Source organism: Bacteroides ihuae, from assembly GCF_900104585.1.
Classification (GTDB): domain Bacteria; phylum Bacteroidota; class Bacteroidia; order Bacteroidales; family Bacteroidaceae; genus Bacteroides; species Bacteroides ihuae.
On sequence record NZ_FNVX01000006.1, the window covers coordinates 154,331 to 181,029 of the forward strand.

At 39.5% G+C, this 26,699-nt stretch carries 25 protein-coding genes and 1 other RNA gene; 6 read left to right on the plus strand and 20 right to left on the minus strand.

Annotation, left to right across the window (positions count from 1 at the left end; all coding sequences use genetic code 11):
• The first annotated feature begins 20 nt into the window (after window positions 1-20).
• On the plus strand, window positions 21-635 hold the full coding sequence (locus tag BQ5338_RS11495) for a class I SAM-dependent methyltransferase (RefSeq protein WP_071147003.1): 615 nt from the start codon (window positions 21-23) through the stop codon (window positions 633-635).
• Window positions 636-641: 6 nt separating this feature from the next.
• Here BQ5338_RS11495 and BQ5338_RS11500 read toward each other — a convergent pair whose 3' ends face one another.
• Window positions 642-1,352 carry a phosphatase PAP2 family protein gene (locus BQ5338_RS11500; protein WP_071147004.1) on the minus strand — a complete coding sequence of 237 codons (711 nt, stop codon included), beginning with the start codon at window positions 1,350-1,352 and terminating at the stop codon, window positions 642-644.
• Window positions 1,353-1,572: 220 nt separating this feature from the next.
• Window positions 1,573-1,969, minus strand: a transfer-messenger RNA (tmRNA) gene (ssrA, locus tag BQ5338_RS11505).
• A gap of 163 nt (window positions 1,970-2,132) precedes the next feature.
• Between ssrA and BQ5338_RS11510 the strand changes: the two genes are divergently transcribed.
• Complete coding sequence (locus BQ5338_RS11510; protein ID WP_071147005.1) at window positions 2,133-3,281, plus strand: lactonase family protein; 1,149 nt, start codon at window positions 2,133-2,135, stop codon at window positions 3,279-3,281.
• Between the two features lie 190 nt (window positions 3,282-3,471).
• Here BQ5338_RS11510 and BQ5338_RS11515 read toward each other — a convergent pair whose 3' ends face one another.
• From BQ5338_RS11515 to BQ5338_RS11545, 7 genes are all read right to left on the minus strand, one after another.
• On the minus strand, window positions 3,472-4,080 hold the full coding sequence (locus BQ5338_RS11515; RefSeq protein WP_078063479.1) for a M23 family metallopeptidase: 609 nt from the start codon (window positions 4,078-4,080) through the stop codon (window positions 3,472-3,474).
• Window positions 4,081-4,089: 9 nt separating this feature from the next.
• Window positions 4,090-4,755, minus strand: coding sequence for a B3/B4 domain-containing protein (locus BQ5338_RS11520; protein ID WP_071147007.1), 666 nt, complete (start codon window positions 4,753-4,755; stop codon window positions 4,090-4,092).
• 7 nt (window positions 4,756-4,762) lie between these two features.
• Window positions 4,763-5,578, minus strand: coding sequence for a peptidoglycan editing factor PgeF (pgeF, locus tag BQ5338_RS11525; RefSeq protein ID WP_071147008.1), 816 nt, complete (start codon window positions 5,576-5,578; stop codon window positions 4,763-4,765).
• Window positions 5,575-6,741: a GTPase ObgE gene (obgE, locus tag BQ5338_RS11530; protein ID WP_071147009.1), complete on the minus strand. Its 1,167-nt coding sequence runs from the start codon at window positions 6,739-6,741 to the stop codon at window positions 5,575-5,577. Before obgE ends, pgeF begins: the two co-directional genes overlap by 4 nt.
• Before the next feature lie 86 nt (window positions 6,742-6,827).
• Window positions 6,828-7,397 carry an adenylate kinase gene (locus BQ5338_RS11535; protein ID WP_071147010.1) on the minus strand — a complete coding sequence of 190 codons (570 nt, stop codon included), beginning with the start codon at window positions 7,395-7,397 and terminating at the stop codon, window positions 6,828-6,830.
• Window positions 7,398-7,439: 42 nt separating this feature from the next.
• Window positions 7,440-7,976 carry a hypoxanthine phosphoribosyltransferase gene (gene hpt, locus BQ5338_RS11540; RefSeq protein ID WP_071147011.1) on the minus strand — a complete coding sequence of 179 codons (537 nt, stop codon included), beginning with the start codon at window positions 7,974-7,976 and terminating at the stop codon, window positions 7,440-7,442.
• 40 nt (window positions 7,977-8,016) lie between these two features.
• Entirely contained in the window at window positions 8,017-9,555 is a 1,539-nt protein-coding gene (locus tag BQ5338_RS11545; RefSeq protein ID WP_071147012.1) for a peptide MFS transporter, read from the minus strand.
• Between the two features lie 132 nt (window positions 9,556-9,687).
• Here BQ5338_RS11545 and BQ5338_RS11550 point away from each other — a divergent pair, with 132 nt between their 5' ends.
• On the plus strand, window positions 9,688-11,199 hold the full coding sequence (locus tag BQ5338_RS11550; protein ID WP_071147013.1) for a bifunctional ADP-dependent NAD(P)H-hydrate dehydratase/NAD(P)H-hydrate epimerase: 1,512 nt from the start codon (window positions 9,688-9,690) through the stop codon (window positions 11,197-11,199).
• Between the two features lie 95 nt (window positions 11,200-11,294).
• Window positions 11,295-12,359 carry a DUF4831 family protein gene (locus BQ5338_RS11555; RefSeq protein WP_071147014.1) on the plus strand — a complete coding sequence of 355 codons (1,065 nt, stop codon included), beginning with the start codon at window positions 11,295-11,297 and terminating at the stop codon, window positions 12,357-12,359.
• 147 nt (window positions 12,360-12,506) lie between these two features.
• Here BQ5338_RS11555 and BQ5338_RS11560 read toward each other — a convergent pair whose 3' ends face one another.
• The 5 genes from BQ5338_RS11560 to BQ5338_RS11580 form a co-directional block, all read right to left on the minus strand.
• On the minus strand, window positions 12,507-13,868 hold the full coding sequence (locus BQ5338_RS11560; RefSeq protein WP_071147015.1) for an MFS transporter: 1,362 nt from the start codon (window positions 13,866-13,868) through the stop codon (window positions 12,507-12,509).
• 187 nt (window positions 13,869-14,055) lie between these two features.
• The gene (secG, locus tag BQ5338_RS11565) at window positions 14,056-14,427 is read right to left on the minus strand and encodes a preprotein translocase subunit SecG (RefSeq protein WP_071147016.1); all 372 of its coding nucleotides are present in this window, start codon (window positions 14,425-14,427) and stop codon (window positions 14,056-14,058) included.
• A 4-nt stretch (window positions 14,428-14,431) separates the two neighbouring features.
• Window positions 14,432-15,202 (minus strand): hypothetical protein, encoded by a 771-nt coding sequence (locus BQ5338_RS11570; protein ID WP_071147017.1) that lies wholly within the window; start codon window positions 15,200-15,202, stop codon window positions 14,432-14,434.
• A gap of 4 nt (window positions 15,203-15,206) precedes the next feature.
• Window positions 15,207-15,728, minus strand: coding sequence for an LptE family protein (locus BQ5338_RS11575; RefSeq protein ID WP_071147018.1), 522 nt, complete (start codon window positions 15,726-15,728; stop codon window positions 15,207-15,209).
• Complete coding sequence (locus BQ5338_RS11580) at window positions 15,715-16,950, minus strand: sigma-54 interaction domain-containing protein (RefSeq protein ID WP_071147019.1); 1,236 nt, start codon at window positions 16,948-16,950, stop codon at window positions 15,715-15,717. Before BQ5338_RS11580 ends, BQ5338_RS11575 begins: the two co-directional genes overlap by 14 nt.
• Before the next feature lie 122 nt (window positions 16,951-17,072).
• Between BQ5338_RS11580 and BQ5338_RS11585 the strand changes: the two genes are divergently transcribed.
• Entirely contained in the window at window positions 17,073-18,902 is a 1,830-nt protein-coding gene (locus BQ5338_RS11585; RefSeq protein WP_205409947.1) for an LTA synthase family protein, read from the plus strand.
• A 217-nt stretch (window positions 18,903-19,119) separates the two neighbouring features.
• On the opposite strand, the gene pdxA is transcribed toward BQ5338_RS11585, so the two are convergent.
• The 5 genes from pdxA to BQ5338_RS17055 all read right to left on the minus strand — a co-directional run bounded on the left by pdxA (window position 19,120) and on the right by BQ5338_RS17055 (window position 23,873).
• Window positions 19,120-20,214 (minus strand): 4-hydroxythreonine-4-phosphate dehydrogenase PdxA, encoded by a 1,095-nt coding sequence (pdxA, locus tag BQ5338_RS11590; protein ID WP_071147020.1) that lies wholly within the window; start codon window positions 20,212-20,214, stop codon window positions 19,120-19,122.
• Window positions 20,215-20,239: 25 nt separating this feature from the next.
• The gene (locus BQ5338_RS11595; protein WP_071147835.1) at window positions 20,240-21,271 is read right to left on the minus strand and encodes a DUF4837 family protein; all 1,032 of its coding nucleotides are present in this window, start codon (window positions 21,269-21,271) and stop codon (window positions 20,240-20,242) included.
• Between the two features lie 75 nt (window positions 21,272-21,346).
• Complete coding sequence (gene rlmN, locus BQ5338_RS11600) at window positions 21,347-22,381, minus strand: dual-specificity RNA methyltransferase RlmN (protein WP_071147021.1); 1,035 nt, start codon at window positions 22,379-22,381, stop codon at window positions 21,347-21,349.
• Window positions 22,382-22,615: 234 nt separating this feature from the next.
• Window positions 22,616-23,266, minus strand: coding sequence for a group II intron maturase-specific domain-containing protein (locus BQ5338_RS17050; RefSeq protein WP_235816423.1), 651 nt, complete (start codon window positions 23,264-23,266; stop codon window positions 22,616-22,618).
• Window positions 23,220-23,873, minus strand: a complete 654-nt coding sequence (locus tag BQ5338_RS17055; RefSeq protein WP_235816424.1) for a reverse transcriptase domain-containing protein — start codon at window positions 23,871-23,873, stop codon at window positions 23,220-23,222. The genes BQ5338_RS17050 and BQ5338_RS17055 overlap by 47 nt, the downstream gene beginning before the upstream one ends.
• Before the next feature lie 39 nt (window positions 23,874-23,912).
• Here BQ5338_RS17055 and BQ5338_RS16740 point away from each other — a divergent pair, with 39 nt between their 5' ends.
• A complete protein-coding gene (locus BQ5338_RS16740) occupies window positions 23,913-24,191 on the plus strand; it encodes a hypothetical protein (RefSeq protein WP_139265243.1) in 279 nt (92 codons plus the stop codon).
• 320 nt (window positions 24,192-24,511) lie between these two features.
• Here the strand turns inward: BQ5338_RS16740 and BQ5338_RS11610 are convergent, their stop codons facing one another.
• Window positions 24,512-26,650 carry a peptidylprolyl isomerase gene (locus BQ5338_RS11610; protein ID WP_071147022.1) on the minus strand — a complete coding sequence of 713 codons (2,139 nt, stop codon included), beginning with the start codon at window positions 26,648-26,650 and terminating at the stop codon, window positions 24,512-24,514.
• Window positions 26,651-26,699 lie beyond the last annotated feature (49 nt).

Here is a 26,699-nt window from a genome sequence, read left to right on the forward strand (position 1 = left end):
AACAACGAAAACATAAAAGAATGAATCTATTCGATACAAGAGCCCAACAATGGGATAATGATCCCACTCATTGGGAACGTTCAGAAGCTATAGCCGAAAAAATGCGTCAAATACTACCCATCACCGCAAAGATGACTGCAATGGAATATGGAGCAGGCACCGGCATCCTGAGCTTCCTCTTATCTGAGTCTTTCGCAAACATAACACTGATGGATAGCTCAACCGAAATGGTGAAAGTGATGCAAGAGAAAGTTGCCCGAAGTAATTCACCTATGCTATCTCCTATCCTTATCGACCTGGAAAAAGGAGAATATAAAGACGCCAAATACGATTGCATCTTTACACAGATGGCAATGCATCATGTACTTAAGCTAGATCTCGTCTTCGAACGATTTTACCGGTTACTCAATCCGGATGGATATCTGGCTATTGCCGACCTATATACAGAAGATGGCTCGTTTCACGGCAAAGGATTCAATGGACACAACGGATTTGATCCTACCCAATTAAAGGCAAGCCTCGAAAAAATAGGATTCACAAATATCTCTTATGAACCTTGCTTTGTGGTAAAAAGAAAAATGGACGAAGGGCTACGCGAATATCCGGTATTTCTGCTTACAGCAAAGAAACGCTAGATACACTCAAATATACATCTTACACACTGAGATGACTACGTCGGTAAAGACAGTAACGCCTATGACGATCATTAAGATATTTGCGTGCAGCCTTGAGTAAGCAGGCTTCCTACTTTCAGTTGGGGATAGACCAAAGAACTTGGCACGCAAATATTTAAATAACTGATAGGTTAAAAAGCCGCAAATAGCGCCAACAATCATACCGCCAATTATATCGGTAATAAAATGTACCCCAAGATAGATGCGAGAGTAACAAGTTATCAGCGCCCAGAGAGACAAGACAGCAGTGAATAAATAATATCGATAAACGAGCGATAAGAAAACAACAGCACCAAATCCGTTTGCAGCATGAGCAGAAACAAATCCATAACGACCGCCTCTGTAGTTATCAACAGTTAGTACTTGAGCCATAAAATCAGGATGATGAGTTGGACGCAGCCTACAAAAAAGTGGTTTTATAACACCTGCCGATATTTGATCACAAAGACAAAACAGAAGGGCAAAACAGCCAATAAATAAAAGAGCTTGTTGCCATTTCGTTTTATAGAAAGTAAGAATCAAAACACAAACACAAAGAGGGATCCAAAGAAATTTGCCTGAATAGAGCATCATAAAGTAATCCCAAAATTCAGTATGATGATTATTCAAAAAAAGAAAAGAGCTCCGCTCAATGGGTAGCAAACGTTCAACAAAACTATTTAATAGAAAATAAGCCATTCTATTTATACTTTAGCGTTCATAGTAGTTTATCAGAAAAAGTCTCAATCATAGTTATCGTTACTTATCCAGCACAGAAACAACCACTCCGATCTTGAATCAATGACTAAGCAATAGTCTAATGTACATTGATGAAAGTTGCATTCATTGTTGCTTTTGCCTGAATAGTAAGTTCCGTATAAATTATAGGTTTATACGGAACTTATTTCATTAGTTTGCTAAGTGGAGCTGGAGGGAATCGAACCCTCGTCCAAACGAGGAAATCATAAGCTTTCTACATGCTTATCTTTGCCTAAATTTTCGTGTCGGGGCAGAACCAAAGCCATCAACCCAAACCTTATCCTCTGTTGTTTCGCCATTGGTGCGAGGCCGCCTCAGGCTATCTCCGATGTTACTGCACCACTGAACCGGAAAGCTTCGAAGCCACAGCATCCGAGTGATGTCTCGTCCTAGCACCTAGTGCCTGGATTAAGCTAATCTACTTTAGTTCGATTAAGCAGCAAGAGCGTAATTATTTTCGCCAGATAAAATTTTGATAACTGATATTTGAGTGCAAATTACCGACGCACTGCATGCTTACCCACCATTTCTGCCCGCTGTCAAATCCAGTCAACCCCATTTTAGAGGAAGCGGTAAACCACTTTAGCGTTGCAAATATATATATTATATTGCAAGCTGTTGCATAATGCGGGTCAATTCTTCGTTTTTTTTGTTCTAAAAAACAATAATTGAAAGATTATCGTATTTTTGTATTCATATAAATAACAATCAGAAAGAAAAATGGTGAAAGAAATAATTAGCATCTGCACAATCGGTATGTTAGCAACCAGTTGTCAGCTCAAAAAGGCCAATCAACAAGAACATGAAGCTACAAATGGCGAACTAACGATGCTTGTAGGTACCTACACATCCGGTAGCAGTAAAGGTATTTATACCTTTCGTTTCAACATGCAAACGGGGGTGGCTACTCCATTGAGTGAGGTGAAAGTATCCAACCCATCTTATCTCATTCCATCCGAAGATGGTAAGTTTGTCTATGCTGTAAGTGAACAAGGGGATGAGACAGCTGCGCTCAGTGCTTTTGCATTGAACAAAGAGAAGGGTACGCTGAACTTATTGAACACGCAAAAAACAATGGGGGCCGACCCATGTTATGTTACCACTAATGGCCAATATGTAGTTACGGCCAATTATAGCGGAGGAAGTATCTCGGCATTTCCGATTAAAGAAGATGGTTCACTACTGCAAGCATCTTCAGTCATCACATTTGAAGGATCGGGACTTGACCCAGAACGTCAGAAAACGCCACACTTACATTGCGTACGCTTTACGCCGGATGGAAAATATCTTTTTGCGGATGATTTAGGCAGTGACAAGATACATAAATTCAACGTGAACCAAGAAGCAAACGCAGTAAACAAGAAGCAATTATTAAGTATGGGTGCTCCTCTTTCTTTCAAGCTGAAACCTGGGTCTGGGCCTCGTCATCTTACATTTGCACCTAACGCAAAGTTTGCTTATCTCATCAACGAGTTATCAGGTAAAGTCACAGCCTTTGAGTACGCCGACGGAAAATTAAAAGAGATTCAGTCAATAGCTGCCGATACGGTTGGGGCACGTGGTAGTGCTGATATTCATATCAGTCCCGATGGAGAATATCTCTACGCCAGCAATCGTCTGAAAGCCGATGGCATTGCTATCTTCCGCATCAGTAAAACGGATGGTACATTAGTGAAGGTGGGCTATCAGTCAACAGGTATTCATCCACGAAACTTCAATATTACTCCAAACGGAAAATACTTACTTGTGGCTTGCCGCGACAGCAATGTGATTCAGGTATTTGAGAGAAACTCTGAGACTGGATTACTAACAGATATCCAAAAAGATATAAAGTTAGATAAGCCTGTCTGCATTCAGTTTGTGAATTAAAAACATTGCTCTGTCTCTCGATCTTATTTTGAAGGAAAAGTTTCCTCACTATAAACCTTTAGTTTCCACGTATTGAAACGAAAGGTATATAGTAAGGAAACCATTCGTATCTAAGTATGAAAACAAAAGTTTTATAGTACATAAAACTAATGAAACAACCTTCGGCCAAATATCCAAAGTAAGGAGGTAATTAAAGGGCTTTGACTAAGATACGAGAGCCTTTCTTGAGGCATTGAACGCATCCTTGGCGAAGTGTGCCCTCTTGAAAATTAAAGATAAGATTGGGATTGAAATGTTGCCCATTAAAGCGGGTCTCAAAATGCAAATGTTCCGTTGTGGCTCTTCCCGTGCGACCAGTCAAGGCAATAGGCTCTCCGGCTTTCACCATATCACCACTCTTCACAAAGTTTTTAGAGTTATGGCTATAAATCGTTTCCAATCCACCCGAATGGCGCACGACAATTACATTGCCATAGGCACTATAAGGTTTAGCCATGCGCACCACACCATCGAAAGCGCAATAAATAGTATCCTTTGCACAGGTTTTGATATCCACCCCACTATGCCCCCTACGCGAACCGTAAGCAGAAATAACCTTAGCACCAGGCAGTGGAAAAGCAAAAGCTTGCTTTGGAATTGAATCTAAATAAAGAAGCAACTTATTATTATGCTCAAACAAACCCGGAGTTGCCACACGTATGTGGTTAATTTCCATTTGAGAGAAATAGGGACATGCTTTCTGTGCACTAACCTGCAGAGAAAAGCAAAACATGCAGACATAAAATAAAAATTGCTTCATATCGTGTGATTATTTAAAATACAGGACCTCCCCACCGTCGGACTCTGCGTAATTTATTAATAAAGTCTGTATCATCTCAGCCGCCTCTTTCAAGCCTTCGGAACCGCTATATCCGTTTACAATAGCTAGAATATGTACTGTATCCAAATCCATCTTCGTGCGTTCATTGTCACTAGTAGGTGTGCCAATGCCTCCAAGAGAATCGCGATAAACAGGTAAACCTTCAATATTAAGTACCCCGCGACCAATTCCTTCAAAGGGTTCCTCAGCCTTTCCGATGCCCAGTTCCAATTGTAAACCATCTATTTTATCGGCATCAAAACCTCCGATAGAGTATCCCGTTCGCAAAGAAACAAGATTAATAAGATCGACTAATGTATCAATTTGATAAAGAGGAATACCTCGCATCAATCGCCTTCGCAATGCTTCGGCAGAAGGGCGATAACGCCCCGGGTCCTTTCCGCATCGCTTGTACGCTTCGCGAGTAGCCGCAATGGCAGGTTGAGATTTAATCTCTTCTAATCGGGTATCCGAAGTAAGTTGCTCGGTAAAAATATTAATTTCATTCCACAATTCGGCACTATAAGAGCAATTTTTAACTTTGGCGTAGATTGCTACTCCCTCAAAATGAGGACAAGCAAGCTTTATTTCTGGTGATACAGTAATCTGATACATAACTTCTTTATTTGTTGTTCAACATGATTCCTGATAAAATACGGCCTGATTTAAGACCCAGTCTGCGAGCCGAAAAGAACTCGTCGTGATGGATATACGTACAGATGGCTGCCACTTGTATCTGTTCGGCAGGTATCCCAAACTCAAGCAATTGCATACGATTTGCTTCCCACAAGTCGAGATGATACTTTCCCGTTTCGTTATTCCACTGCGAGATTCGCGGCATGTCATAACCTTGGTTACGGAAAGCATCATAAACCTCCTCGCCTACTTCAAAAGATGGTAGCGAGATGCCCGGCCCCACGCAAGCAAGAATATCTGGCCCATTGGAAGCAAAAGCCTCTTTCATTACATCCAATGTTCTTGCCACAATAGCTCCCACCGTACCTCTCCAGCCGGCATGAATAGCAGCAACAACCTCATTCTCACGATCGTAAAGAAGTATGGGAATGCAATCGGCAGTAGACACGCAGACGCAGTAACCTTTTTCCTTAGTTACAACGGCATCTACTCCATGCAGCAATTCGCCACGGCGTTGCTCTGTTGCTTCAATAAATTCTTTATCTATGATGTGCACTTCAACTCCATGAGTTTGGAAAGGAATAATCAGTTCATGAGGAAGTTGAGGGAGAGAGCGGCACAGTTTCTGTTGATTGCGATGGACCTTCTCCGCTTCATCACCAGAGAAGGGCGAGCAATTAAATGTTCCGTAAGCACCGGAACTGCATCCACCACTACGGGTGGTTACAAAACAAGCGATGTTGGGATACGGACTCAACAGTTCATATTCCAACATCGCTTTATCTTTAGTCAACGAAATCATTTCTCTTCCAAATCTTCTTCGTCGTATTCGTAATCCAGATCGTCTTCCTCTTCCTCCACTTCTATTTCACCTTTATAAGCTATATCTTCATCTTCGCCCATATCACGAAGTTCTTCTTTCAAACGAGATACATCTTTGGGACGATGGACAATTCCTTCGATCTTATTACTCTCCTTATTCAATTCTTCCCATAGGAGATCTTTCAAAGTAGAAATACCCAATCCGGTAAATGAAGAGATAAAGACATGAGGAACGCCTTCGGGCAAGGTTGGTTCTATTTCAGCCATCAACTCCTCATCGAGCATATCACATTTTGTAACAGCAAGCATTCGTTGCTTATCAAGCATTTCAGGATTGAAGGTTTTTAGCTCATTCAGCAAAATCTCATATTCTTTACGAATATCATCGCTATCAGCGGGAACCATAAACAGCAACAAAGAGTTACGTTCTATATGTCGCAAGAAGCGCAATCCCAAACCTTTTCCTTCGCTCGCACCTTCAATGATCCCTGGAATATCTGCCATTACAAACGATTTCCCATCACGATAAGGCACAATACCTAAATTAGGTTCCAACGTAGTAAACGGATAGTCAGCTATCTTTGGTTTGGCAGCAGAGATTGATGAGAGTAAAGTAGACTTTCCTGCATTCGGGAATCCCACCAATCCTACATCAGCCAGCAACTTGAGTTCCATAATGATCGTAAACTCTTGCATTGGTTCGCCCGGCTGTGCAAAGCGTGGTGCTTGACGTGTTGCTGTGCGGAAATGCCAGTTACCCTGACCACCACGGCCACCTTTGAGCAAAACTACTTCTTGATCATGCTCTGTTACATCACAGATATAATCACCTGTCTCCGCATTATAAACAACCGTTCCGCAAGGAACTTCAATTATTTTATCTTCGCCATCTTTACCGAAACTACGGTTCTTACTACCCGATCCGCCATGACCGGCCAATGCATGACGATCATACTTCAGGTGAAGCAGTGTCCAGTAATTCCGATTACCGCGCAGGATAATATGGCCTCCTCTTCCTCCGTCGCCTCCATCAGGGCCACCGTTAGCAACATACTTCTCGCGCCTCATGTGCGTAGATCCTCTACCTCCCTTTCCAGAGCGGCAATATATCTTTACGTAATCAACAAAATTCGATTCAGCCATACTTTTTGTTATTAGAGATTAGTAGCCAAGTAATGAGTAGAATTAGGAGTTTCCAATATCCAACTCAATACTTGGCTACTAAAAAATTATTCTTTTTCTATTGCTTTGCAAATATCAGCAAAGATTCCATCCATAGTACCCAATCCGGTAATATGTTGGTATACTCCTTCTTTCTTGTACCAGTCAATCAATGGAGAAGTTTGTGAATGATAAACAAATAAACGTTTTTTAATTGTTTCTTCGTTGTCATCGGCACGTCCGGATTCTAGTCCACGTTTAATAAGACGAGCCATTAGTTCATCTTCGGCTACATCCAAATCGAGCATAACAGAAACAGCTTGTCCTCTTGTAGCAAGCATCTCTTTCAATGCCTCCGCCTGAGCGATTGTACGAGGAAAACCATCAAAGATAACCCCTTTACTGTCTTTGAAACTATCGAAGACACTAGCCAAGATATCAATCATTAATGTATCAGGAATGAGTTGTCCCTGATCGATATAACCTTTAGCCGTTTTGCCAAGCTCCGTACCATTCTTTATTTCTGCACGAAGAACATCTCCCGTAGAGATGTGGTTGATTCCGTATTTAGCAACAATACGTTCGCTTTGTGTTCCCTTTCCTGATCCGGGAGCACCAAAAATAATAACATTCAGCATCTTTTTTACTTAAATTATAATTCAAAAATAGTTCTAATCCTATTATTCTACTACCGTATAAATATCAGGGTAGTTGCGTCCATAGCCATCATAATCGAGTCCATACCCAACGATAAAATCGTTGGGTATCTTCATAGCTACATATTTAATATCAAGTTTCACTTTTAGCTTATCAGGTTTCACAAGCAATGAAGCTATATGAATCTCTTTTGGTCCGCGCGTTCCCAATGTTTCGATAAGACGCTGCATCGTAAGTCCCGTATCTACAATATCTTCCACGATAACGATAGTGCGTCCTGCTATATCTTCGTTGATGCCGATTACTTCTTTAATAGCCCCGGTAGACGATACACCTTGGTAAGAAGCTAACTTAACGAAGGAAATCTCACATGGAATGGTAATATGTTTCATCAGGTCGGCAGTAAACATAAACGACCCATTTAATACACTTAAAAAAAGTGGATTTTGATCCTTTAGGTCATTATTTATCTCGTCTGCTACACGCTTCACCTCTCTGAGAATATCCTTTTCCATGATGGAAACGGAGAATAGTCGATCTTTTATTTTAATGGTATTCATCACCAATACATTTTATGATAATGGGGCAAAAGTACGATTTTTATTCCACTCCATGCATCATCTTCTGCAATTTCTTCGAAAGCAAGAAGAGAATGAGTGAAGCAATGCCTGACATAATGACAAAAATAAGAAAGAAATCAGACATCGTTTCAATACGAAAACCAAGTAAGATTTTTGTCTTTCCAGCCTCTGGATAAAAGCCGCCTAACAAACCGGCGAACTTATTCGCTGTAGCAGTTGAAAGGTACCAAAGCCCCATCATCAAAGAGGCAAAGCGTACAGGTGTAAGTTTATTTACCATAGAAAGACCGATAGGAGAAAGAGCAATCTCTCCCATCGTATGTATAAAATAGAGTCCGGTAAGCCACATTAAGCTCACTTTTACTCCCGGCTGCACATCCTTCACGCCAAAGCAGATAAACAAATAACCTAAAGAGAGCAAGAGTAATCCAATTGCTTGTTTGGAAGGAGAAGAAGGTTCCATTTTTCGTTTACTAAGGAATCCCCAGAAAGTAGGCATAATATATGCCAATATAACAACGAAGAAAGGATTGAAAGATTGAATCCATGAAGCAGGCATCTCCCAACCCAAAATAACACGATCTGTTTGTTCGGCTGCAAATAAAGTCAGCGAAGCACCAGCTTGCTCATAAGCTGCCCAGAAAAAGATCACGAAAAAAGCGATGATATAAATCACAAAGATGCGATCGCGCTCTATCTTGGTTAATGATCCATCAAGCAAAATAGCAACAGGGAATACGATACAAGCGGTAAATATGCCAACACTGACCCAGTCTCCATCCATCCATTTATAGAATAAAGAACCCAGCACAAGTGTTAGTAGAGTCAAGAGAAAAGCATTGCGAAGTTTATGAATACTAGTTAATGGCGCAGGTGAGGTTACAAGCTCTTCCCGCGTTTCTTTCTTTGCATCGGGAGTGATTCCCAATTGCATTCCATTGGGCCCTATCAGATACTTATTCTTCTGTGTTTCAAATATTACGATTGTTAGTATGATGACAAGAGCAGCAATCAGAAATCCCCACTTAAAGTCTTCTGGATTACCCGTCTCTCCAAAATATCCGCAGACTAGTGGTGCGATGAAAGCGCCTACATTTACTCCCATATAGAAAATGGTGTATGCCGAATCAATTCGTTTATCACCCGGCTCATAAAGTTGTCCCACAAGTGAAGCGACAGTGGGTTTGAAACAACCGTTTCCTAAAATAAGTAACACTAATCCGCTATACATGAATCCATGAGAGAATTGTTCTTTATCAAGCATCGAGGCACTGAGAAAAAGCAAAAATTGCCCAATTGCCATCATCACTGCTCCCCAACGTATAGAAAGTCTGATGCCCCAATATTTATCAGCTATATATCCACCAATAAGTGGCGTCAGATAAACAAGGCCGGTATAACTTCCATATACGGATGTGGCCAGATCTTTATCAAACATTAATGCTTGGGTGAGGAAAAGAATAAATATGGCACGCATACCATAGTAGCTGAAACGTTCGGCTGTGCTTGTGGCAAAGATCAGATACAACCCTTTAGGGTGGCCTTTAAGTGTACTCATGATTTGATAATCTCTGTTTTTAATTTATGAATAACGGCAAAAGTAGTTATTTTATGGGAGTTTTATGACAAGTGCTTGACGGTTTTACTTCTAATGAGTATTTTTGCAAGCTAAGAATAAAAACAAAGAACAATGAAGATTTTCCAAGGCAGTAGCATCAGAAAACTAGATGCTTACACAATAGAGCACGAACCTATAAGTTCCATCGATTTAATGGAACGTGCTGCTCGAGCATTGACTACAGCTATCTCAAATAAGTGGTCAGAGAAAACACCTATTACCGTATTTGCGGGCCCGGGAAATAATGGAGGAGATGCCCTGGCAGTAGCACGTATGCTAGGAGAAAAAGGCTATAATGTAGAAATATACTTATTCAACACACAAGAGAAGTTATCAGCCGACTGCCAAACGAACAAAGAATTGATAGAAGTAATGGATGAGGTTCGCTTCACTGAAGTAACATCTCAGTTCACGCCACCTTCGCTGACGAAAGCACATCTGGTAATCGATGGACTCTTCGGATCAGGGTTAAACAAACCTCTTAATGGTGGTTTTGCAGCGGTAGTAAAATACATCAATGCTTCACCAGCCACAGTAGTAGCGATTGATATGCCTTCCGGATTAATGGGCGAAGAAAATACGTTTAACATCCGGGCAAACATCATCAGAGCTGATTACACTTTTAGCCTGCAATTGCCGAAACTGGCATTCCTCTTTTCTGAAAATGAAGAGCTGGTGGGAGAATGGAGCTTGCTTGATATTGGAATCAGTAAAGAAGCCATTGCAGAGACCGAAAGTGACTACTCATTACTTGAACTAGAAGATATCCGCACTCTCATAAAACCGAGAAAGAGGTTTGCACATAAAGGAATTTTTGGCCATGCATTGCTCATTGCCGGTTCATACGGCATGGCTGGAGCATCAACTCTTGCAGCGCGCGCCTGTTTACGTTCAGGAGTTGGGCTGCTGACAGTACAGGTTCCGGCACAAAACAGAGATATATTACAGACAACGGTTCCGGAAGCCATAGTAGAAATCGATTTCAACGATACACACTTCGGAACATTAGCAGATACTGAGGAGTATCAAGCAGTAGGCATCGGGCCCGGACTTGGTAGACATGCAGAAACAGAAGCAACTCTGCTTCAGCAAATAGAGAGTTGCCAAACACCTATGGTGATCGATGCAGATGCGCTGAATATTCTAGCTGAAAATCGTTATGCTCTTTCTTCTATACCGAAAGGTTCTGTATTGACACCGCATCCCAAAGAACTTGAACGCCTGATTGGCAAATGCCAGGATTCTTACGAGCGATTGATGAAAGCTTGCGAACTAGCACAGGCCATAAATGTCCACATTGTATTGAAAGGTGCATACTCCACCATAATAACCCCGCAAAAAGGATGTTACTTCAACCCCACAGGAAATCCGGGGATGGCTACCGCCGGAAGCGGAGATGTGCTGACAGGTATTATCCTTGCACTGCTGGCTCAAGGATACCCCGCTGAAGATGCTAGCAAAATAGCCACTTACACTCATGGTCTTGCTGGCGATTTTGCAAAGAAAAGGTATGGTGTGATTAGCCTTACCGCAGGAGATATTATTGAATTTCTGCCTGAAGCATGGAAGATACTTAGTGAATAGCACAAGTAACATTAAGTATTTTCCTCGGCTATTAGTATAACATTATCAGATACATTCATTATATTTGCCATAAACCCGCAAAAGAAAAAGAACAAATGAAAAATTCTATTCTATTTTTAAGCTTACTTTTTTTCTCTTCTGCAACCTATGCTCAAACCAAAGTAACGGTAGGAGTCACACGTGGAAAAGACTTCGGGGTAACTTATGCCTTACCCAAGACCGAAGTTGAAATAGAAGTGAAAGCTACTAAAGTAACATATACTCCGGGAGAATTCGGAAAATATGCAGACCGCTATCTTCATCTCACAAATATATCTATTGATCCCGAAGAATACTGGGAATCAGTAAGTGTAAAAGCTCAATCCATCGGAATTCCGGATAGCGAACGAACTTACTTCGTTAAGATGAAGGACAAGACTGTGGCTCCTTTGATGGAATTAACGAATGACGGTATTGTACAATCGATCAATATGCCTATAATCGCAAAGAAGGCGCCCATTGCAAATGATGTGCCAACCAAGAAAAACGAGAAAATTGATCCACGTAGTTTCCTTACCGAAGAGATACTTATGGCGAACTCGACAGCTAAGATGGCCGAATTGGTTGCAAAAGAGATATACAATATCCGCGAAAGCAAAAATGCTCTATTGCGGGGACAGGCTGACAACACGCCGAAGGATGGGGAGCAGTTGAAACTAATGCTCAATAATCTTGATGAGCAGGAACGTGCCATGACTGAAATGTTTTCGGGAAGCAGTGAAAGAGAAGAAAAAACATTCACAATGCGCTTAGTACCAAGTAAAGAGTTCAAGAATGAAGTACTTTTCCGATTCTCAAAAAGATTAGGAGTAATAGCTGCCAATGATTTAGCCGGCGAACCTGTTTACGTTAACCTTACTGACATGAAGACTGTGACAATACCTCCTTTGGAAGATAAGAAAAAAGAACTTGAAGGCGTGGCTTACAATGTTCCGGGCAAAGGTCATATAACGATTAGCAAAGATAAGAAGCTTCTTTTCGATGGGGAAATTTCGGTAACTCAGTTCGGTATAATCGAATATCTGGCTCCAGCCTTATTTGATAAGAAATCGACCATTAAAGTATTATTTAACTCCACTACAGGTGGACTAGTAAAAATTGATAGAGAAGAAGAAAAATAGAATTCAGTCTTTATTAAGCCGATCATACTGTAGCGCCATAAATGAGAGGAAGACGATTATTTATTAGATAACCGTCTTCCCTTTATTTTTTACCTGCCATTTTATACAGGAACAAAACATTAAGACTTTTTATTTCGCCAGATGATACTAGCTCTTAATATTAGCCTTTTCTAGCCCATAGCCTTTCTTCTTATCCTCAGCTTTTAACATCAAAGAGACGATCAAAGCCAAAACGCCAAAAGAAGTAAAAACAAGCATCGGGATAGTATAGTTATAGGTAAGTGTTCCATCCGGAAGAGTAGTCTTGCTATATTTGTCAATCACCCATCCAATAAGCATTGGCACTAAAGATAGACCGATGTTCTGAACATAGAAGATTAAAGCATAAGCTGTACCTAATTGATGTTGTGGTATAATTTTAGGAACCGAAGGCCACATCGCTGAAGGTACTAATGAGAATGCAACTCCAAGTACAATCATAACAATCGTAGCAAACCACCATACATTAAGAAGCGGCATAGCAAATAATAGATGAACTATTATTAACATGAAAGATCCTAAAACCATCAAAGAAGCACCTTTCCCTACACGATCATAAATACTACCAAATAAGGGTGTCAACAAGATAGTACCATAAGGAAGTAGACTAGGGATAGTACCAGCCAATCCTTCGGAAATTCCATATTTATAAATCATCATTTTAGTAGCAAACTTAAGGAAAGGAAAAACGCCCGAGTAGAATAGGACGCAAAGAATTGCAATCAACCAGAAGCCTTTATTGGTTATGATATTTGTGATGTCTGCCAGTCGGAAGCTTTCTTCTGTCTCTCCCTGAGTAGGCTCAATAGAAGCATCAAGTTTACGGTCCATAACATTGTATACCAGAAATGAAATAGTTCCAATACAAAGTAAAACCAATCCGAAAAGAACCGGCATTGCAACGTTATTATGAAAATATCTAGCAATTGGTAAACTTAAGCTTAGTGCCATAGCAGTACCAATACGAGCTGTAGCTACTTGCAATCCCATTGCTAAAGCTAACTCATGTCCATTGAACCACTTCACGATAACCTTAGAAACAGTGATACCTGCAGTTTCAACACCAACTCCGAAAGTCGCAAATCCTAAACAAGCTAAAAGTACTTGATAACTAAACCCCCAAAGGTGCCCTTGTGCTAAAAATAATGGGGAAACAGCATAACATTTAATAGCAGCACCTGCTACCATAAGCAAACAAGAAAAAGTACCAGTGAAGCGGATGCCCTTTTTATCCAGGATAATTCCACCTAAGATAAGCATAAACAGAAACACATTAAAATAGCCATATGCTCCTGTGAAGAATCCGTATTCAGTAGAAGTCCATCCCAAGTCCTTCGTAAGCATATCTTCAAGTGGCGCCATACAATCTGTTAGAAAGTACCCACACATCATGGTAAATGAAACTACAATCAAAGCTGTCCAACGTGCCGCCTTTGAATCACTTAGTTTTGTTTTAATAAGTTCTGTCATTTTTATAAATTCATTAATTCAAGTTAGATAATTCCTTCTAAAAGCGTCAAAAGTACACAAAGAACTTCGAATAACAATCAAAAGAGCAAAATAATAAATACAAAAGCTTCGAAGATAAGCAATTTGATACAAAATCAAAACTCTTATCTTCGAAGCTTCATTATCTCATGCCTAAAAACTAGATTCTTTAATTAGATGCAGAATCTGAAGGTAATGTTGTAGCCGGAGCTGTTGCTTCTGCTTTAGGAGCAGCTGTTCCAGCAGGCAAATTATACGGGTTCGTAGTTTCTTCTTTCTGAGCTTGCTCCAATATAACATCTCCATCTCTGCTGGTAGTAGAAGGAAGGACGTAAGCGGATACAACACTTAATATTACTATAAAGGCAGCCAATCCCCAGGTCGCTTTCTCCAGAAAATCAGTGGTTTTGCGTACACCCATAATCTGATTGGATGAAGAGAAGCCTGAAGACAAACCTCCTCCCTTGGAATTCTGTATCAGTACAATAAAGCACATCAATATGGCAGCAATAACCATTAAGATAACTAATAATAAATACATTTTGTTATTTTGATTTAGCGTTAATAATCAATTTTTCTAAGAACCTAATCTGGTCTGCAAAGTAAGCATTTTTTTTTGGATATTTCAAGCTTAACTTTTCAATTATTTCCAGTGCTTTAGAATATCGATGCTGTTTAATATATATTTTAGCTAATGTCTCGGTAAAACAACTGTCATCTTCCTCATCTTGAGAAGCATCAAGCATTGGTAATTCCATCTCGCTTTCCTCTTTATCTAAAGGGGCAAGCCTTAAAGATGAAGTATTAACATTACTCATTTCTATAAAATCATCAATAAGTTCATGCCTACGCAATCTTGGCGTTTCAATCTCTGGTTCTTCAATAGGCTGCAATACATCTTCTTCCTCGAGCAAACAGAGTGTATAATCCGTCGCATAATCAAAATCAGTATGTTGCTGGAGAGTCTCTTCGGGTATAGAAGAAAGAAAAGAATCAATAAGAGTAAGCGTACGATCCAGGCCAGGTTCATTCTCCAATTCATCAAGAAGATCCTTTTTCTTTTTAGAATTATGAAGAACATATTTATCCCCTTCTATCACATAGAAAAGAATCCGACGATCAGCAACATAAAGCGCAGCCTTTCGCAACTCTGCACCAAAAGTGATGTCATGGAGTAAATATAGATTTTTAAGATAGAGAAGTCGCAGAGACTGAAAATAGGGATAACGAGCCAACAATGTACGCAGTTCATACAGAGTCTCTTTATTCAGTACATCAGGATGCTGGATCCATTCTTGTAAATTAGCTGATGTCATTGTGTTACCAGTTAGCTACAGTTGCATTAAACACCTGGTCTGTAATATCTTTCACCATCTGATCAATCAATTCGTCTTGCACAGCTGTAAGCATCTGCTTTGAATCATATGTGCGGAAAGCCGTAAACTGCTGCTCAAAATCCTCTTCATGATTAGTGTTATTCACATAACGCACATTAACCGTTATGGTAAGCTTAACTTCTGAAGAGTAACCGTCTGCCTTCACAGCCTGGTTATATTGATTATAGCCAGTAATTTCACCTTCTATTGCCAAATCAGCATTCCGAGGTATCAATCTTAAACGAGTTTGCTGAACGTAAACATCCTTCAACTTTTCATTAAACTTTGTTGCCAACGGCGCATAGACATAAGCCGCTTTTATAGGAAAATCAGCAATAGAAATGGTTTTTACTTTATTATAGTTAATGGAAGCCCCATTAAACTTATAAGAAATACTACACGAATTCACCAACACCAGCAAAGAGACAAGTAAAGTTATTCGTGTTATCTTTTTAATCCAATCCATATTCTTTTATTTTTCTATAAAGGGTACGCTCCGAAATATTCAAATCTTTAGCAGCATTCTTTCTCTTTCCATGATGTTTGTCAAGTGCCTTTCGTATCAACTCTTTTTCCAAATCATCGAGTGACAAAGATTCTTCAATATATTCCTCCGTGTCTTGTATATCATCATCCTGCTGCTTTCCCAAAGGGTGCACTATATTAATAGTAGAGCCCGACTGAGGCGGAGTTACTACAGAAGGAGAGTAAAATGCAGTATTAGACGCAGGTACAGCATTAGATCCTGCTCCTCTTTCAGACATGATCTCATGAACAAGTCTTTTCAATTCAGTCACATCCTGACGCATATCGAACAGAACTTGATAAAGAATCTCACGCTCACTATCAAACCCTTTACCAATCTTTACTCCAAGTAGTGCTGGTAAACGCTGTTCTTGTTGAGACGGCAGGTAGGTTTGCAAAATGCTTGCTGTTATTTCGCGGTTTGTTTCTATAATTGATATCTGCTCTGTGATATTCTTCAACTGCCGAACATTACCCGGCCAAGGATAAGATAGAAGACTATGGCGAGCGTCTTCGGTGAGTTGAATAGAAGGCATCCGGTATTTTTCAGCAAAATCTGAAGCAAACTTACGAAACAGTAGAATAACATCTTCTCCCCTTTCACGTAAAGACGGAATCTGAATAGGAACCGTATTCAGACGATAATAAAGGTCTTCGCGAAAGCGTCCTTCTGAAATAGCCTTAGTCAGATTTACGTTTGTAGCAGCTACAATCCGCACATCCGTCTTTTGAACTTTAGAGGATCCTACCTTTAAAAATTCCCCACTTTCGAGTACTCGAAGCAATCGGGCTTGAGTAGGTAAAGGAAGTTCTCCAACTTCATCCAAAAAAATTGTGCCTCCATCAGCTTCACCGAAATATCCTTTCCGTTCACCAATAGCTCCGGTAAATGCACCTTTCTCATGCCCAAACAATTCAGAATCGATTGTGCCTTCAGGTATAGCGCCACAGTTAACAGCTATATATTGTCCATGTTTCCTTCGACTAAATTGATGGATGATTTGCGGAAAACTTTCTTTTCCCACACCACTTTCGCCCGTAATGAGCACAGACAAATCGGTCGGTGCCACTTGAATGGCAACATCTATCGCACGCATTAAAGACTCAGTATTACCTATAATACCAAACCTTAGCTTTACTTGTTGAATCTCCGCTTTTGTCATAAGATACTTAATCTATGACAAAATTACAAAAAGCTTTCAATAGCACAATAGGAAAGCTGATATATTAGGCAAAGAATACTACCTTTGCAGAAAATTAGCAAGAAACTCAATTCGCTGAAGACATGAAAAAACAACTCTGGATATTTACAAAAACTTATTTGCTCTTTGTCTCTATTTTTATTCTGCAGAAGCCTTTGTTTATGCTCTATTATCACAATTTATTTCAAGATTCAAAGCTTAGTGATTATTTGAATGTGATATACCATGGGCTTCCTCTTGATCTATCAATGGCGGGTTATCTCTCTGTCATTCCGGCAATCATCCAAATCATTTCATTCTGGGTTTCAACCAACCCTATTTCAGTGATCCTTAAGATGTATTATGCTATTGTTGCTTTCCTCCTATCAATAGTCTTCATCTGTGATCTTGCGTTATATAGTTACTGGGGATTCAGACTCGACTCGACTCCTCTATTCTACTTTTTTTCATCTCCTAAAGATGCTCTAGCCAGTGCCAGCATTGGACTTATCATACTACTCACTATTAGCCTACTCATACTTTGCTTAGCGGTATATTTTCTTCTGACTAAAACCTTAATACAAAAAAAGAAAGATACTCAAATGCCCAAACATCGATTTGCTATTTCAGGAGTAATGATTATCATGGTCGGGCTACTCTTTATCCCCATTCGCGGAGGCTTCACCGTTTCGACAATGAACATAAGCACAGCCTATTTTAGCAACAAAATGCTACTAAACCATGCTGCTATCAATCCTCTATTCAACCTCATGGAATCTATCAGCCGTGAAACAAACTTTAAAGAGCAGTATCGCTTTATGGACGAGAAGAAAGCTAATGCTGAATTCGCTCAGTTGACAGATAAACCAATAACAGATAGTATCCCAGAACTTTTCACAAAAAAACGTCCCAATATCATTTTTGTAGTACTCGAAAGTTTTATGTCTAAAACCATGGAATCATTAGGAGGTTTGCCCAATGTTGCTGTGAATATGGATAAATTTGGCTCTGAAGGCATCTTATTCACTCATTTCTATGCAAACAGTTTCAGAACAGATCGTGGACTCGTTTCCATTTTAAGCGGATATCCGGCACAGCCCACGACTAGCATCATGAAATATCCACGCAAAACCCAATCTCTTCCTTCTATTCCTAAATCATTAAAAGAAGCAGGATATAATCTACAATATTATTATGGTGGAGATGCTGACTTCACTAATATGCGTTCATACCTCATTTCAATGGGTATTAGTAACATTATTTCTGATAAAGATTTTCCATTGAAAGACCGACTCAGCAAATGGGGAGCACATGACCATATTGTCTTTAACCGTATGATTTCCGATTTAAGAGGAAAACAGCAAGAACCTTTCATGAAGATTTTGCAGACATCGAGCAGCCACGAGCCTTACGATGTCCCATTTCATCGATTATCTCATCCATACCTCAACTCAGTAGCTTATGCTGACAGCTGCTTGGGTAGCTTCATTGAGCAATTCAAACAAACAGAATGGTGGAACAATAGTATTGTAATTCTTGTACCTGACCATGCCAGAAGATACCCTGATGATCTTAGTGATTTCTCAGTGAATAGGTATAAGATACCACTGATTATTATCGGAGGTGCCGTCAAATCAGCAATGCACATAGAGGCTTATGCATCACAAATGGATATCGCAGCAACTTTGCTAAACCAAGTAGATTTGCCACACAAGGAGTTTTCTTTCAGTAAAAACATCCTAAACTCCGCTTCTCCTCATTTTGCCTATTTTGCTTTTCCAAATGCATTTGGGATGCTTACTCCAGAGAACGAAATGGTGTTCAATTGTGAATCGGGGAAAGCAATAACTGATACGGGAAAAATGCCAGGGAAAAACTTAATTAAAGGAAAAGCTTTCTTACAAAAACTGTATGATGATTTGTCCAAACGCTAATGGAGAAAATTCGGGAGTAACAGAGATATACTTCAAAACTAGGCATACTAGCCACACTTTGATGTAACAATCTGCATACTATATATTAAACAAAATGGCCTAAACGTGTGTATACTGAATTAGTATACTCACATTTAGGCCATTTCTTTAACGGATATACCCGCATGTCCCAAGTGTAGAGAAGAAAATCTTATGCTCTCAGAATATCAAAAAGCAATCAAATATCATCAATGGTATCCAGCTTGAGTTTATCACTGTCGTCTCTTTTTTCGTAGTACTGCTTCCTCAGAGGATTTACACGAGCTGCTTTATCTCTCTTTCGATTACGAAAAACATCAATCGCCACGTACACTGCTTGACGGAAAGAATCTTCACTGGCTACTCCTTGACCTGCTATATCATAAGCCGTCCCATGAGCTGGAGACGTACGGATTACTGGCAATCCAGCCGTATAATTAACCCCCTCGTCCATGGCAAGTGCCTTAAAAGGAGCCAATCCTTGATCATGATACATGGCTAATATACCGTCAAAATGAGTATAATTTCCTGAGCCCATAAATCCATCCGCCGCGTAAGGTCCATAACAAATAATGCCTTGGGCAACCATCTCTTGTAAAGCCGGAGAAATAATCTCCTGCTCCTCTTTACCTAGCAAACCGTCGTCTCCGGCATGAGGGTTTAGAGAGAGGACGGCTATACGAGGGCTGCCGATACTAAAATCCTGTTTCAAAGAACGATTGAAAATCATCAGTTTCTCCTTGATAAGTTCTTTAGTAATTGTCGCTGCTATTTGGCTAACCGGAATGTGTCCGGTTACTAAAGCTACACGAAAATCATCTTTCATCAAGATCATTAAAGACTTTTCTCCATTTCCTAATTTTTCCTCAATATATTCCGTGTGTCCAGGGAAAGAAAAGCTCTCGGATTGAATAGTATGTTTATTTATTGGTGCAGTAACAATTACGTCAATCAACCCTTTTTTATATTCCTCTATGGCCTTTTCTAAAGCACTTAGAGCAGCTTTTCCTGCTTCTTGATCAGGCTTTGAGAACTCTACTTTCACTTCATCATCAGAGCAATTAACCACACTCAACTTATTATGCCCAGCTTCCGAAGCCGAATTTACAATACTAAAACTGACCGTTAGATCAAGTGCTTTACGGTGATATGACGCTACTTTAGGGGAGCCATAAATGATAGGAGTGCACAATTCTAACATCACAGGATCTGCAAATGTCTTTAATATCACTTCATAACCAATCCCATTAATGTCACCCTGAGTGATTCCTATCTTTATTTTATCATCTTCCATTTTAGTCAATTAATTATAAGCATTATTATTTCTTAGATACATCAAGAGGAATTTCTCCTTGCTTCTTTTCGTCAGGCAATTTCAAGGTATAAAGCGATGCTTCCAACAAGCGTACCAAATTTCGTTTGAGCTTATCAGGGGAATAAATAAAGATTTCCGCCACTATTATTCGCTGATTGGCTTTATCTAAGCGTACATGAGAAACAAATGGTCCTCCCATAAAATCATTCTTAACTCGCCACAGTCCACGAACTTCTTGCGTATAATCACCATGTATCCCAATAGCTCTAACCGACACCATCGAAGAATCGGTCATCATATACATTCCCTCTTTTGACCCCGGAATATTTACTTTCATAACGGAATCACGTTTATGGATGAAATATTCTTTTGTAAAAGTTGTTTTATCGGTATATGGATAAGAATAAATCACGAAGTTTTGATCAGCCGTCGCTGTATTAGTAGAGGCCCAAAAAAAGTTCTTTCCTTCTTTAGAACCGGCTAACTCAGCTGGTAGCCAGATACTACAATCAAACAGGCTAGCAACCTTTGTCGCAATATAATCATTATGTTTTTTCTCCAAAGCGGCAATTTGTCTATTCATTTCAGCACGTGTAAAGAAATCAACAATTACCTCCTTATTATCATTTACAAATTTCTCAAACGCCTCTTCATTGGGCGCCTGAATAGTCAAAATAATCTGAGGAGAAGCATATACGTCTTTAGAATATTTAAACTTAGCCTGAGTATAAACATCTTTTTGAATATCAACAATAATGATGTTACGTATTAATTTTAATGTTGTATCATAATTATCAGGAGAAGTATACATAATTTTAAAAGAGCGTTCAGACTGAGGTAACCCGGGTACATCTGTATCTAAAACATGATACAAAGATCTGCCAGCAGGGCGCTCCCATAAATTATGGTCAACAACAACCAGAAGTTCATACGGACGCCCACTTGATGTTGGAGTGAAAACACCTTTTTTACCACCACAAGAAAAAAAGCAGAGTGCTGCAAGAAGCACACCTAAATATAACAAAGACTTTCCCATATTCATAGATTTACAACGTTTCACAAAACTACGGAAATCCCGTAAAATATAATTATAATAGCCTAACAAATAATGTTAATCTTCTTTTAATGAGTCCTGTTTTAGTGTGGAAAGCATGCCACATGCAGCAAAAATATCTTCTCCTCTAGAAGCTCTTATGGTTGAAAATAAGCCATGAGAAGTCAGATAATCACGAAAAGTGACCATCGTTTCCATCTCTGAACCAGTAAGATCTACCCCAGGAATAGCATGAAAACGAATGAGATTAACTCTACAGTCAATCCCTCTCAGTATTTTAAGCAACTCCTTTGCATAGATTAGAGAATCGTTGACATCCTTAAAAACTATATACTCAAACGATAACCGACGTTGCTTACTGAAATCATAATTTCTGAGTAAGTCAGTCATTTCAGTAATAGAATAAGCTTTCTCTGCAGGCATTAAGCTAGCTCTCTGAGAAGGGAAAGGGGAATGAATGCTGATAGCCAGATGGCAGTCACTTTCTTCGATAAATCTTTTAAATGATTTGCGAACTCCTACTGTAGAAACAGTAATTCTTTTTGGACTCCATCCATAACCATATGAAGCGGTCAAAACTTCTAAAGTTTTCAATACTTCATCAAAGTTATTGAGTGGTTCACCCATCCCCATGAAAACAATGTTCGTTAATTGATCACGTTCTGGTAACGAACGGATTTGGTTAAGTATCTGATTTGCTGATAAATTAGCCGAGAAGCCTTGTTTTCCTGTCATGCAAAACTTACAACTCATCTTACATCCTACTTGAGAAGAGACACAAAGAGTACCTCGATCATCATCAGGAATATATACCGACTCAACAAAGTAATTCGGATTTATCTTATACAAATATTTTATAGTGCCATCAATTGATTTTATTGCATCCACAGGTGCCGAGATTCCTAATTCATATTCTTCTTTAAGCAACTCTCGCTGCTTAAGAGATAAGTTAGTCATTTCATCAATCGAAGTAATCTGCTTATCATATAACCAAGAAGCAATCTGCTTTGCGGTAAATCCAGGCATGCCAAGATTTTTAACTAAGGCCTGCAACTCAGTCAAGGTTAAACCAAAGAGAGAGTATTTGTTCATATTAAAATATATCAATGTTTATTAATGCAAAAGTAGAGAATAAAAATCAATTATAAAGCATTCAAAGCAGAAAACATAATTATGCTTCCTTCTGCGAGGAAATAGAGGACCGATACCATCTCGGAATGCCATGCACAACATAATCGAGTAGGAGGAAAATGAAATAGTTTTCCTCCTATTTCATTTTCCGACCTCTCACACCACCACGCATGCCGTTCGGCACGTGGCGGTTTATTAAACATGACGAGACTTGTAGTATGTAAGCAGTGGCTGAAAACCAAGCCGTTCGAGTTCTGCATTTGTAAGTGTATGGTTTAAGATGCCCGAGTGAGCTATACGGCAATAACCCTTACGAGTGTTACCGTTGCGATAAGCCTTCCATTTATCCATCCCTAACTTTACCAATTCACGTATACGTTTATTAGGAGTTTTCCACGCTTTCCAAATGCACATGCGTATGCGGAAACGTGTCCATTCGTCCAAGCTGAGCAGAAAAGACTTACAATCAGCAAGTTTGTAGTAGCTGCACCAACCAATCGTTATTTGAGATAACTTTTGTAAGCGAACTTGCAGATTCATACTTTTACGCCTGTTGGTGACAGATTTTATCTTCTCTTTTATACGTTGTTTAGATTTGGGAGAGACATAAACAGACCACTCGTCTTTCCGTTTGCCAAACGTGAAGCCCAGTAGTTTACTTTTACCGGGGCGACTTACTTGGCTTTTCTCTTTATTCACTTTCAATAGCAACTTGTTCTCAATGTATGTTCTTACACTATTGAGAACTCGCTCGGAGGAACGTTTACTACGAACGTAGATGCTTACATCGTCTGCGTATCTAACGTAACGAAGTCCACGCCGTTTCAAGTTCTTTGTCCAGTTCATCAAGTAGCAAGTTCGATAATATCGGACTCAATGGGCTTCCTTGCGGAGTCCCCTCTTCACGGGGATGACATAAGCCATTCTCCAAAATACCCGTTCGCAGATAGCGACGAATTAGTTTTAAAAGGACTTTATCCGAGAGGCGATAACTCAAAAGGGTCATTAGTTTGTCATGGTTAACCTTGTCGAAGAATTTCTCTAAATCAAGTTCGACGACATAGGTATATCCTTCATTCAAATAACTTTGAGCCTTAACAACCGCTTGATGAGCAGAGCGACCGGGACGAAAGCCATAGCTGTTCTCACTAAATTCGCTGTCATAATGCAAACTTAGAACTTGGGCTATTGATTGTTGAATCAGACGGTCAGTTACGGTGGGAATACCCAGCATGCGGGTACCGCCATTCGGCTTAGGTATCTCTACCTTTCTTGTTGCTTGGGGAATATAAGTATCCGTTTCAATCTGATTACGGATTGAAAGCCAATGATCCTTCATATGGTCGTGAAGTTGGTTCACCTCCATACCATCTATACCAGCCGCACCCTTATTGGAGGACACCCGGCTATAGGCTTGAAGCATATTGTTCCTACTTAGTATTTCCTTCAGCATTTTTTTTTCTACTTACTTGTCTCGATTGATTTCCTTTATATGCGGTTGCAGATTGATGCTGAACGCTCCATATTACTCGTCGGATTCCATCCTATCCATCCTATGGTAGCCCTTACGTTTGGTAAGGTTGGCTGTTTTGAGCGCATACAATCTAAACGAGGCTTTAGGGAATCGTTTAATATTCAACCCTTCCCTGAAAATCAGGTACTATGGTATCTGCTGACTTCTTTACCCTCAGTCGAACATCACTGTACGGGTTGCAAAGGAGTGAAACTCTATCACTCGGTCAGTGCGTATGGTAAAGATCTCCCCAGTTAAGAGCGATAACTATCATCTCATATATCTGCCGAATTTACACCTGTATGTTTCGGATAGTTTAGGACTTTATCTTGTGTTGCAGATTCGTCCACATAAAGATGCCTTATATTCGGTTTCTGTTCGTCAGACCGAGAATTTGCCGACGACTTCCTTCAGATTCCACCTCACGGTAGACACCCTTGTCTTAGGCTAACGCTTCCCACTATCAAGGTGCGTTCGGGACTTACACCCTAAAGTTATCGCCCATGCTGGGCGAACAAAAAATAGGCAGGATGAAAGAATCATCCTGCCTATATGTTCAGAAACGAAATACAGTATCTTTAAAAGAATAAATATCTTTTATCTTTAACATCTGCTTTCAAATAAAGATCATTAATAAATCGACTTGCAAGACGTTGATACATCGATTGTTGGGTTGCTTCTTCAACTTTAGCATCAAATGTTTCATTCAATTTTTCTTTGGCAAAAACTTGCAAAACAAAGACGCCGGCACTTCCCTTAATAGGAGCACTCAATTTATTAAGTTCCGCAACAGAAGCATAAGCGCCAACCAACGGTTCACTACTACGAAGAGCGGCTACATAAGCAGGTGCAGCAAAAGTGACATGCTTCACTGAGTCAGCCACAACATTAGGCATTGATTTATATTGAGCAATAGAAGTAGCATTAGCAGCTTTCATATTAGCCATGATCTTTTCAGCTTTCTTATCTTTGATAATCTCGCTCTTTAATTGATCTTTAACCTGAGCTAATGAACGGTAGCCTTCTTCTGTTATTCCAGTAAGTGCTACAACTAGCATTCTATCGCTTTCTCCACATTCATATAATTTTGAAACATCGCCTTGCTTAGCTGAGAAGGCCCATTTCAGAGCCTCCTTAGTTCCTTTAATGCCACCAAGACCGTGCTCTGAACTATACAGGTCATTTCTCTCCAAAAGTTTATAACCCTCCTTCTCTGCATTAGCTGTTATTTTGTCTAAAGTCGTATTAGTAGCAATAAACTGACTGAAATTATTATAAGCCTTATTATATGTTTCTTTGCTAAATTCAACAGTCTTCTTTATTACAGCAACTTTATACTTATCTTGAACACCTTTCTTATTTGTAACTTGAAGGATAACATTAGCCTGTCCTATAGGCAAGTTAACGAATTCATTGACACCTGCGTTAGTAATAGCCTTGATAAATTTGAGATTATCTCCATCAATTTGTCCGTTCTCATAATTGGCAGAAGAGATCCAGTTAGAGGTCCCATTTTGCCCATATTTCCGAGCTAGTTGGGCGAAATCAGCTCCAGCTTTAACAGCAGTATAAACACTATCAGCCAACGATTTAGTTTTAGCAGCATCAGCAGCAACGATCTGAATCTGACGGAATTCTATAGAGTCTGCTGCAGCTTCCTTTGACAAAAGTTTAAAAGAATTTATTGTATTATCTGCCACATTATAATAAGGACCATACACAACTCCCATAGTAGCAGAATCCAATCGTGACACTACATCAGCAGGCAAAGAAGCCTTCGTATAGGATAAATCAGTAAATGGACGTTCCGAACCAGTAGAACGAATAAACGAAGTATAGTCAGCAGTTGTATTTGATAATTGTGCTGTATAATCAGAAATTTCTTTCTGAATAGCAGCCTTATCTTCAGGACTAGCAGTTACTTGCACATCTATATATTTCACATTACGAGATTCAACATATTGTTTAAATTGCTCTTTTTTCTTATCATAAAGAGTTTTAAGGTCCGAATCGGTAACAACAACCGCAGTATCTGCAATTGAAGAGTAAGGTACAGCAGCAAGCAACAAGTCCATTTGATTTACTCTTGCATTAAAAGCAGCTTGAGCATCTACAGGATTAGAAAAAATAGCTTTAGTAACCAATGCTTGATATTTTTCCGCTAAACGACTCTGAATAAGGCTCTTTTCTACAAAAGACCAGAATTTACTCATTGATTCGTAATATTCAACATATTGAGACGAAACTTTGGTTTTATCCATCTTTGAATAATCAACCAAGAATTTTTTCAGCATATCTTTATCAAAAGCACCAGTCTGAGGATTACGAAATGGCGTTTGTTGAAGTATTGGATTCACACCAGCATCAATTATAGCTTGAATTTCTGCTTTAGAAACAGTTAATCCTAATTTTTTAGCTTCATTCTCAATTAATTTATTATTAACATAGCTACGCCAAACTTCATCCTTTATTTGATTTGTTTGTTCATCGTCCAATGATTTCATCCCACTAGAGAACTTTACCACTTCAGTATATTCTTCTACCAACGTTTGATAGTCTTGTGCAGAAAGTCCCTCACCATTCACTTCGCCGGCATCACGTGACTGATGAGGCTGGAGAACTTTCCATGCGTCTCCCGCTATGAAAGCGAACAACGCCAAACCAATAACGATAACTAATAAAGGTCCCTTGGTTCTGATGCTTTGTAATGTTGCCATTTTAATTAATATGATTTATGTTTACTATTATTTTATTCAGTAGCTATAT

What these genes read in the sequence shown, in the direction of transcription:
- BQ5338_RS11495 (WP_071147003.1), top strand. Translation starts at nt 21, where the DNA reads ATGAATCTATTCGATACAAGAGCCCAACAATGGGATAATGATCCCACT.
- BQ5338_RS11500 (WP_071147004.1), bottom strand. Translation starts at nt 1,352, where the DNA reads ATGGCTTATTTTCTATTAAATAGTTTTGTTGAACGTTTGCTACCCATT.
- BQ5338_RS11510 (WP_071147005.1), top strand. Translation starts at nt 2,133, where the DNA reads ATGGTGAAAGAAATAATTAGCATCTGCACAATCGGTATGTTAGCAACC.
- BQ5338_RS11515 (WP_078063479.1), bottom strand. Translation starts at nt 4,080, where the DNA reads ATGAAGCAATTTTTATTTTATGTCTGCATGTTTTGCTTTTCTCTGCAG.
- BQ5338_RS11520 (WP_071147007.1), bottom strand. Translation starts at nt 4,755, where the DNA reads ATGTATCAGATTACTGTATCACCAGAAATAAAGCTTGCTTGTCCTCAT.
- pgeF (WP_071147008.1), bottom strand. Translation starts at nt 5,578, where the DNA reads ATGATTTCGTTGACTAAAGATAAAGCGATGTTGGAATATGAACTGTTG.
- obgE (WP_071147009.1), bottom strand. Translation starts at nt 6,741, where the DNA reads ATGGCTGAATCGAATTTTGTTGATTACGTAAAGATATATTGCCGCTCT.
- BQ5338_RS11535 (WP_071147010.1), bottom strand. Translation starts at nt 7,397, where the DNA reads ATGCTGAATGTTATTATTTTTGGTGCTCCCGGATCAGGAAAGGGAACA.
- hpt (WP_071147011.1), bottom strand. Translation starts at nt 7,976, where the DNA reads ATGAATACCATTAAAATAAAAGATCGACTATTCTCCGTTTCCATCATG.
- BQ5338_RS11545 (WP_071147012.1), bottom strand. Translation starts at nt 9,555, where the DNA reads ATGAGTACACTTAAAGGCCACCCTAAAGGGTTGTATCTGATCTTTGCC.
- BQ5338_RS11550 (WP_071147013.1), top strand. Translation starts at nt 9,688, where the DNA reads ATGAAGATTTTCCAAGGCAGTAGCATCAGAAAACTAGATGCTTACACA.
- BQ5338_RS11555 (WP_071147014.1), top strand. Translation starts at nt 11,295, where the DNA reads ATGAAAAATTCTATTCTATTTTTAAGCTTACTTTTTTTCTCTTCTGCA.
- BQ5338_RS11560 (WP_071147015.1), bottom strand. Translation starts at nt 13,868, where the DNA reads ATGACAGAACTTATTAAAACAAAACTAAGTGATTCAAAGGCGGCACGT.
- secG (WP_071147016.1), bottom strand. Translation starts at nt 14,427, where the DNA reads ATGTATTTATTATTAGTTATCTTAATGGTTATTGCTGCCATATTGATG.
- BQ5338_RS11570 (WP_071147017.1), bottom strand. Translation starts at nt 15,202, where the DNA reads ATGACATCAGCTAATTTACAAGAATGGATCCAGCATCCTGATGTACTG.
- BQ5338_RS11575 (WP_071147018.1), bottom strand. Translation starts at nt 15,728, where the DNA reads ATGGATTGGATTAAAAAGATAACACGAATAACTTTACTTGTCTCTTTG.
- BQ5338_RS11580 (WP_071147019.1), bottom strand. Translation starts at nt 16,950, where the DNA reads ATGACAAAAGCGGAGATTCAACAAGTAAAGCTAAGGTTTGGTATTATA.
- BQ5338_RS11585 (WP_205409947.1), top strand. Translation starts at nt 17,073, where the DNA reads ATGAAAAAACAACTCTGGATATTTACAAAAACTTATTTGCTCTTTGTC.
- pdxA (WP_071147020.1), bottom strand. Translation starts at nt 20,214, where the DNA reads ATGGAAGATGATAAAATAAAGATAGGAATCACTCAGGGTGACATTAAT.
- BQ5338_RS11595 (WP_071147835.1), bottom strand. Translation starts at nt 21,271, where the DNA reads ATGGGAAAGTCTTTGTTATATTTAGGTGTGCTTCTTGCAGCACTCTGC.
- rlmN (WP_071147021.1), bottom strand. Translation starts at nt 22,381, where the DNA reads ATGAACAAATACTCTCTCTTTGGTTTAACCTTGACTGAGTTGCAGGCC.
- BQ5338_RS17050 (WP_235816423.1), bottom strand. Translation starts at nt 23,266, where the DNA reads ATGAACTGGACAAAGAACTTGAAACGGCGTGGACTTCGTTACGTTAGA.
- BQ5338_RS17055 (WP_235816424.1), bottom strand. Translation starts at nt 23,873, where the DNA reads ATGCTGAAGGAAATACTAAGTAGGAACAATATGCTTCAAGCCTATAGC.
- BQ5338_RS16740 (WP_139265243.1), top strand. Translation starts at nt 23,913, where the DNA reads ATGCGGTTGCAGATTGATGCTGAACGCTCCATATTACTCGTCGGATTC.
- BQ5338_RS11610 (WP_071147022.1), bottom strand. Translation starts at nt 26,650, where the DNA reads ATGGCAACATTACAAAGCATCAGAACCAAGGGACCTTTATTAGTTATC.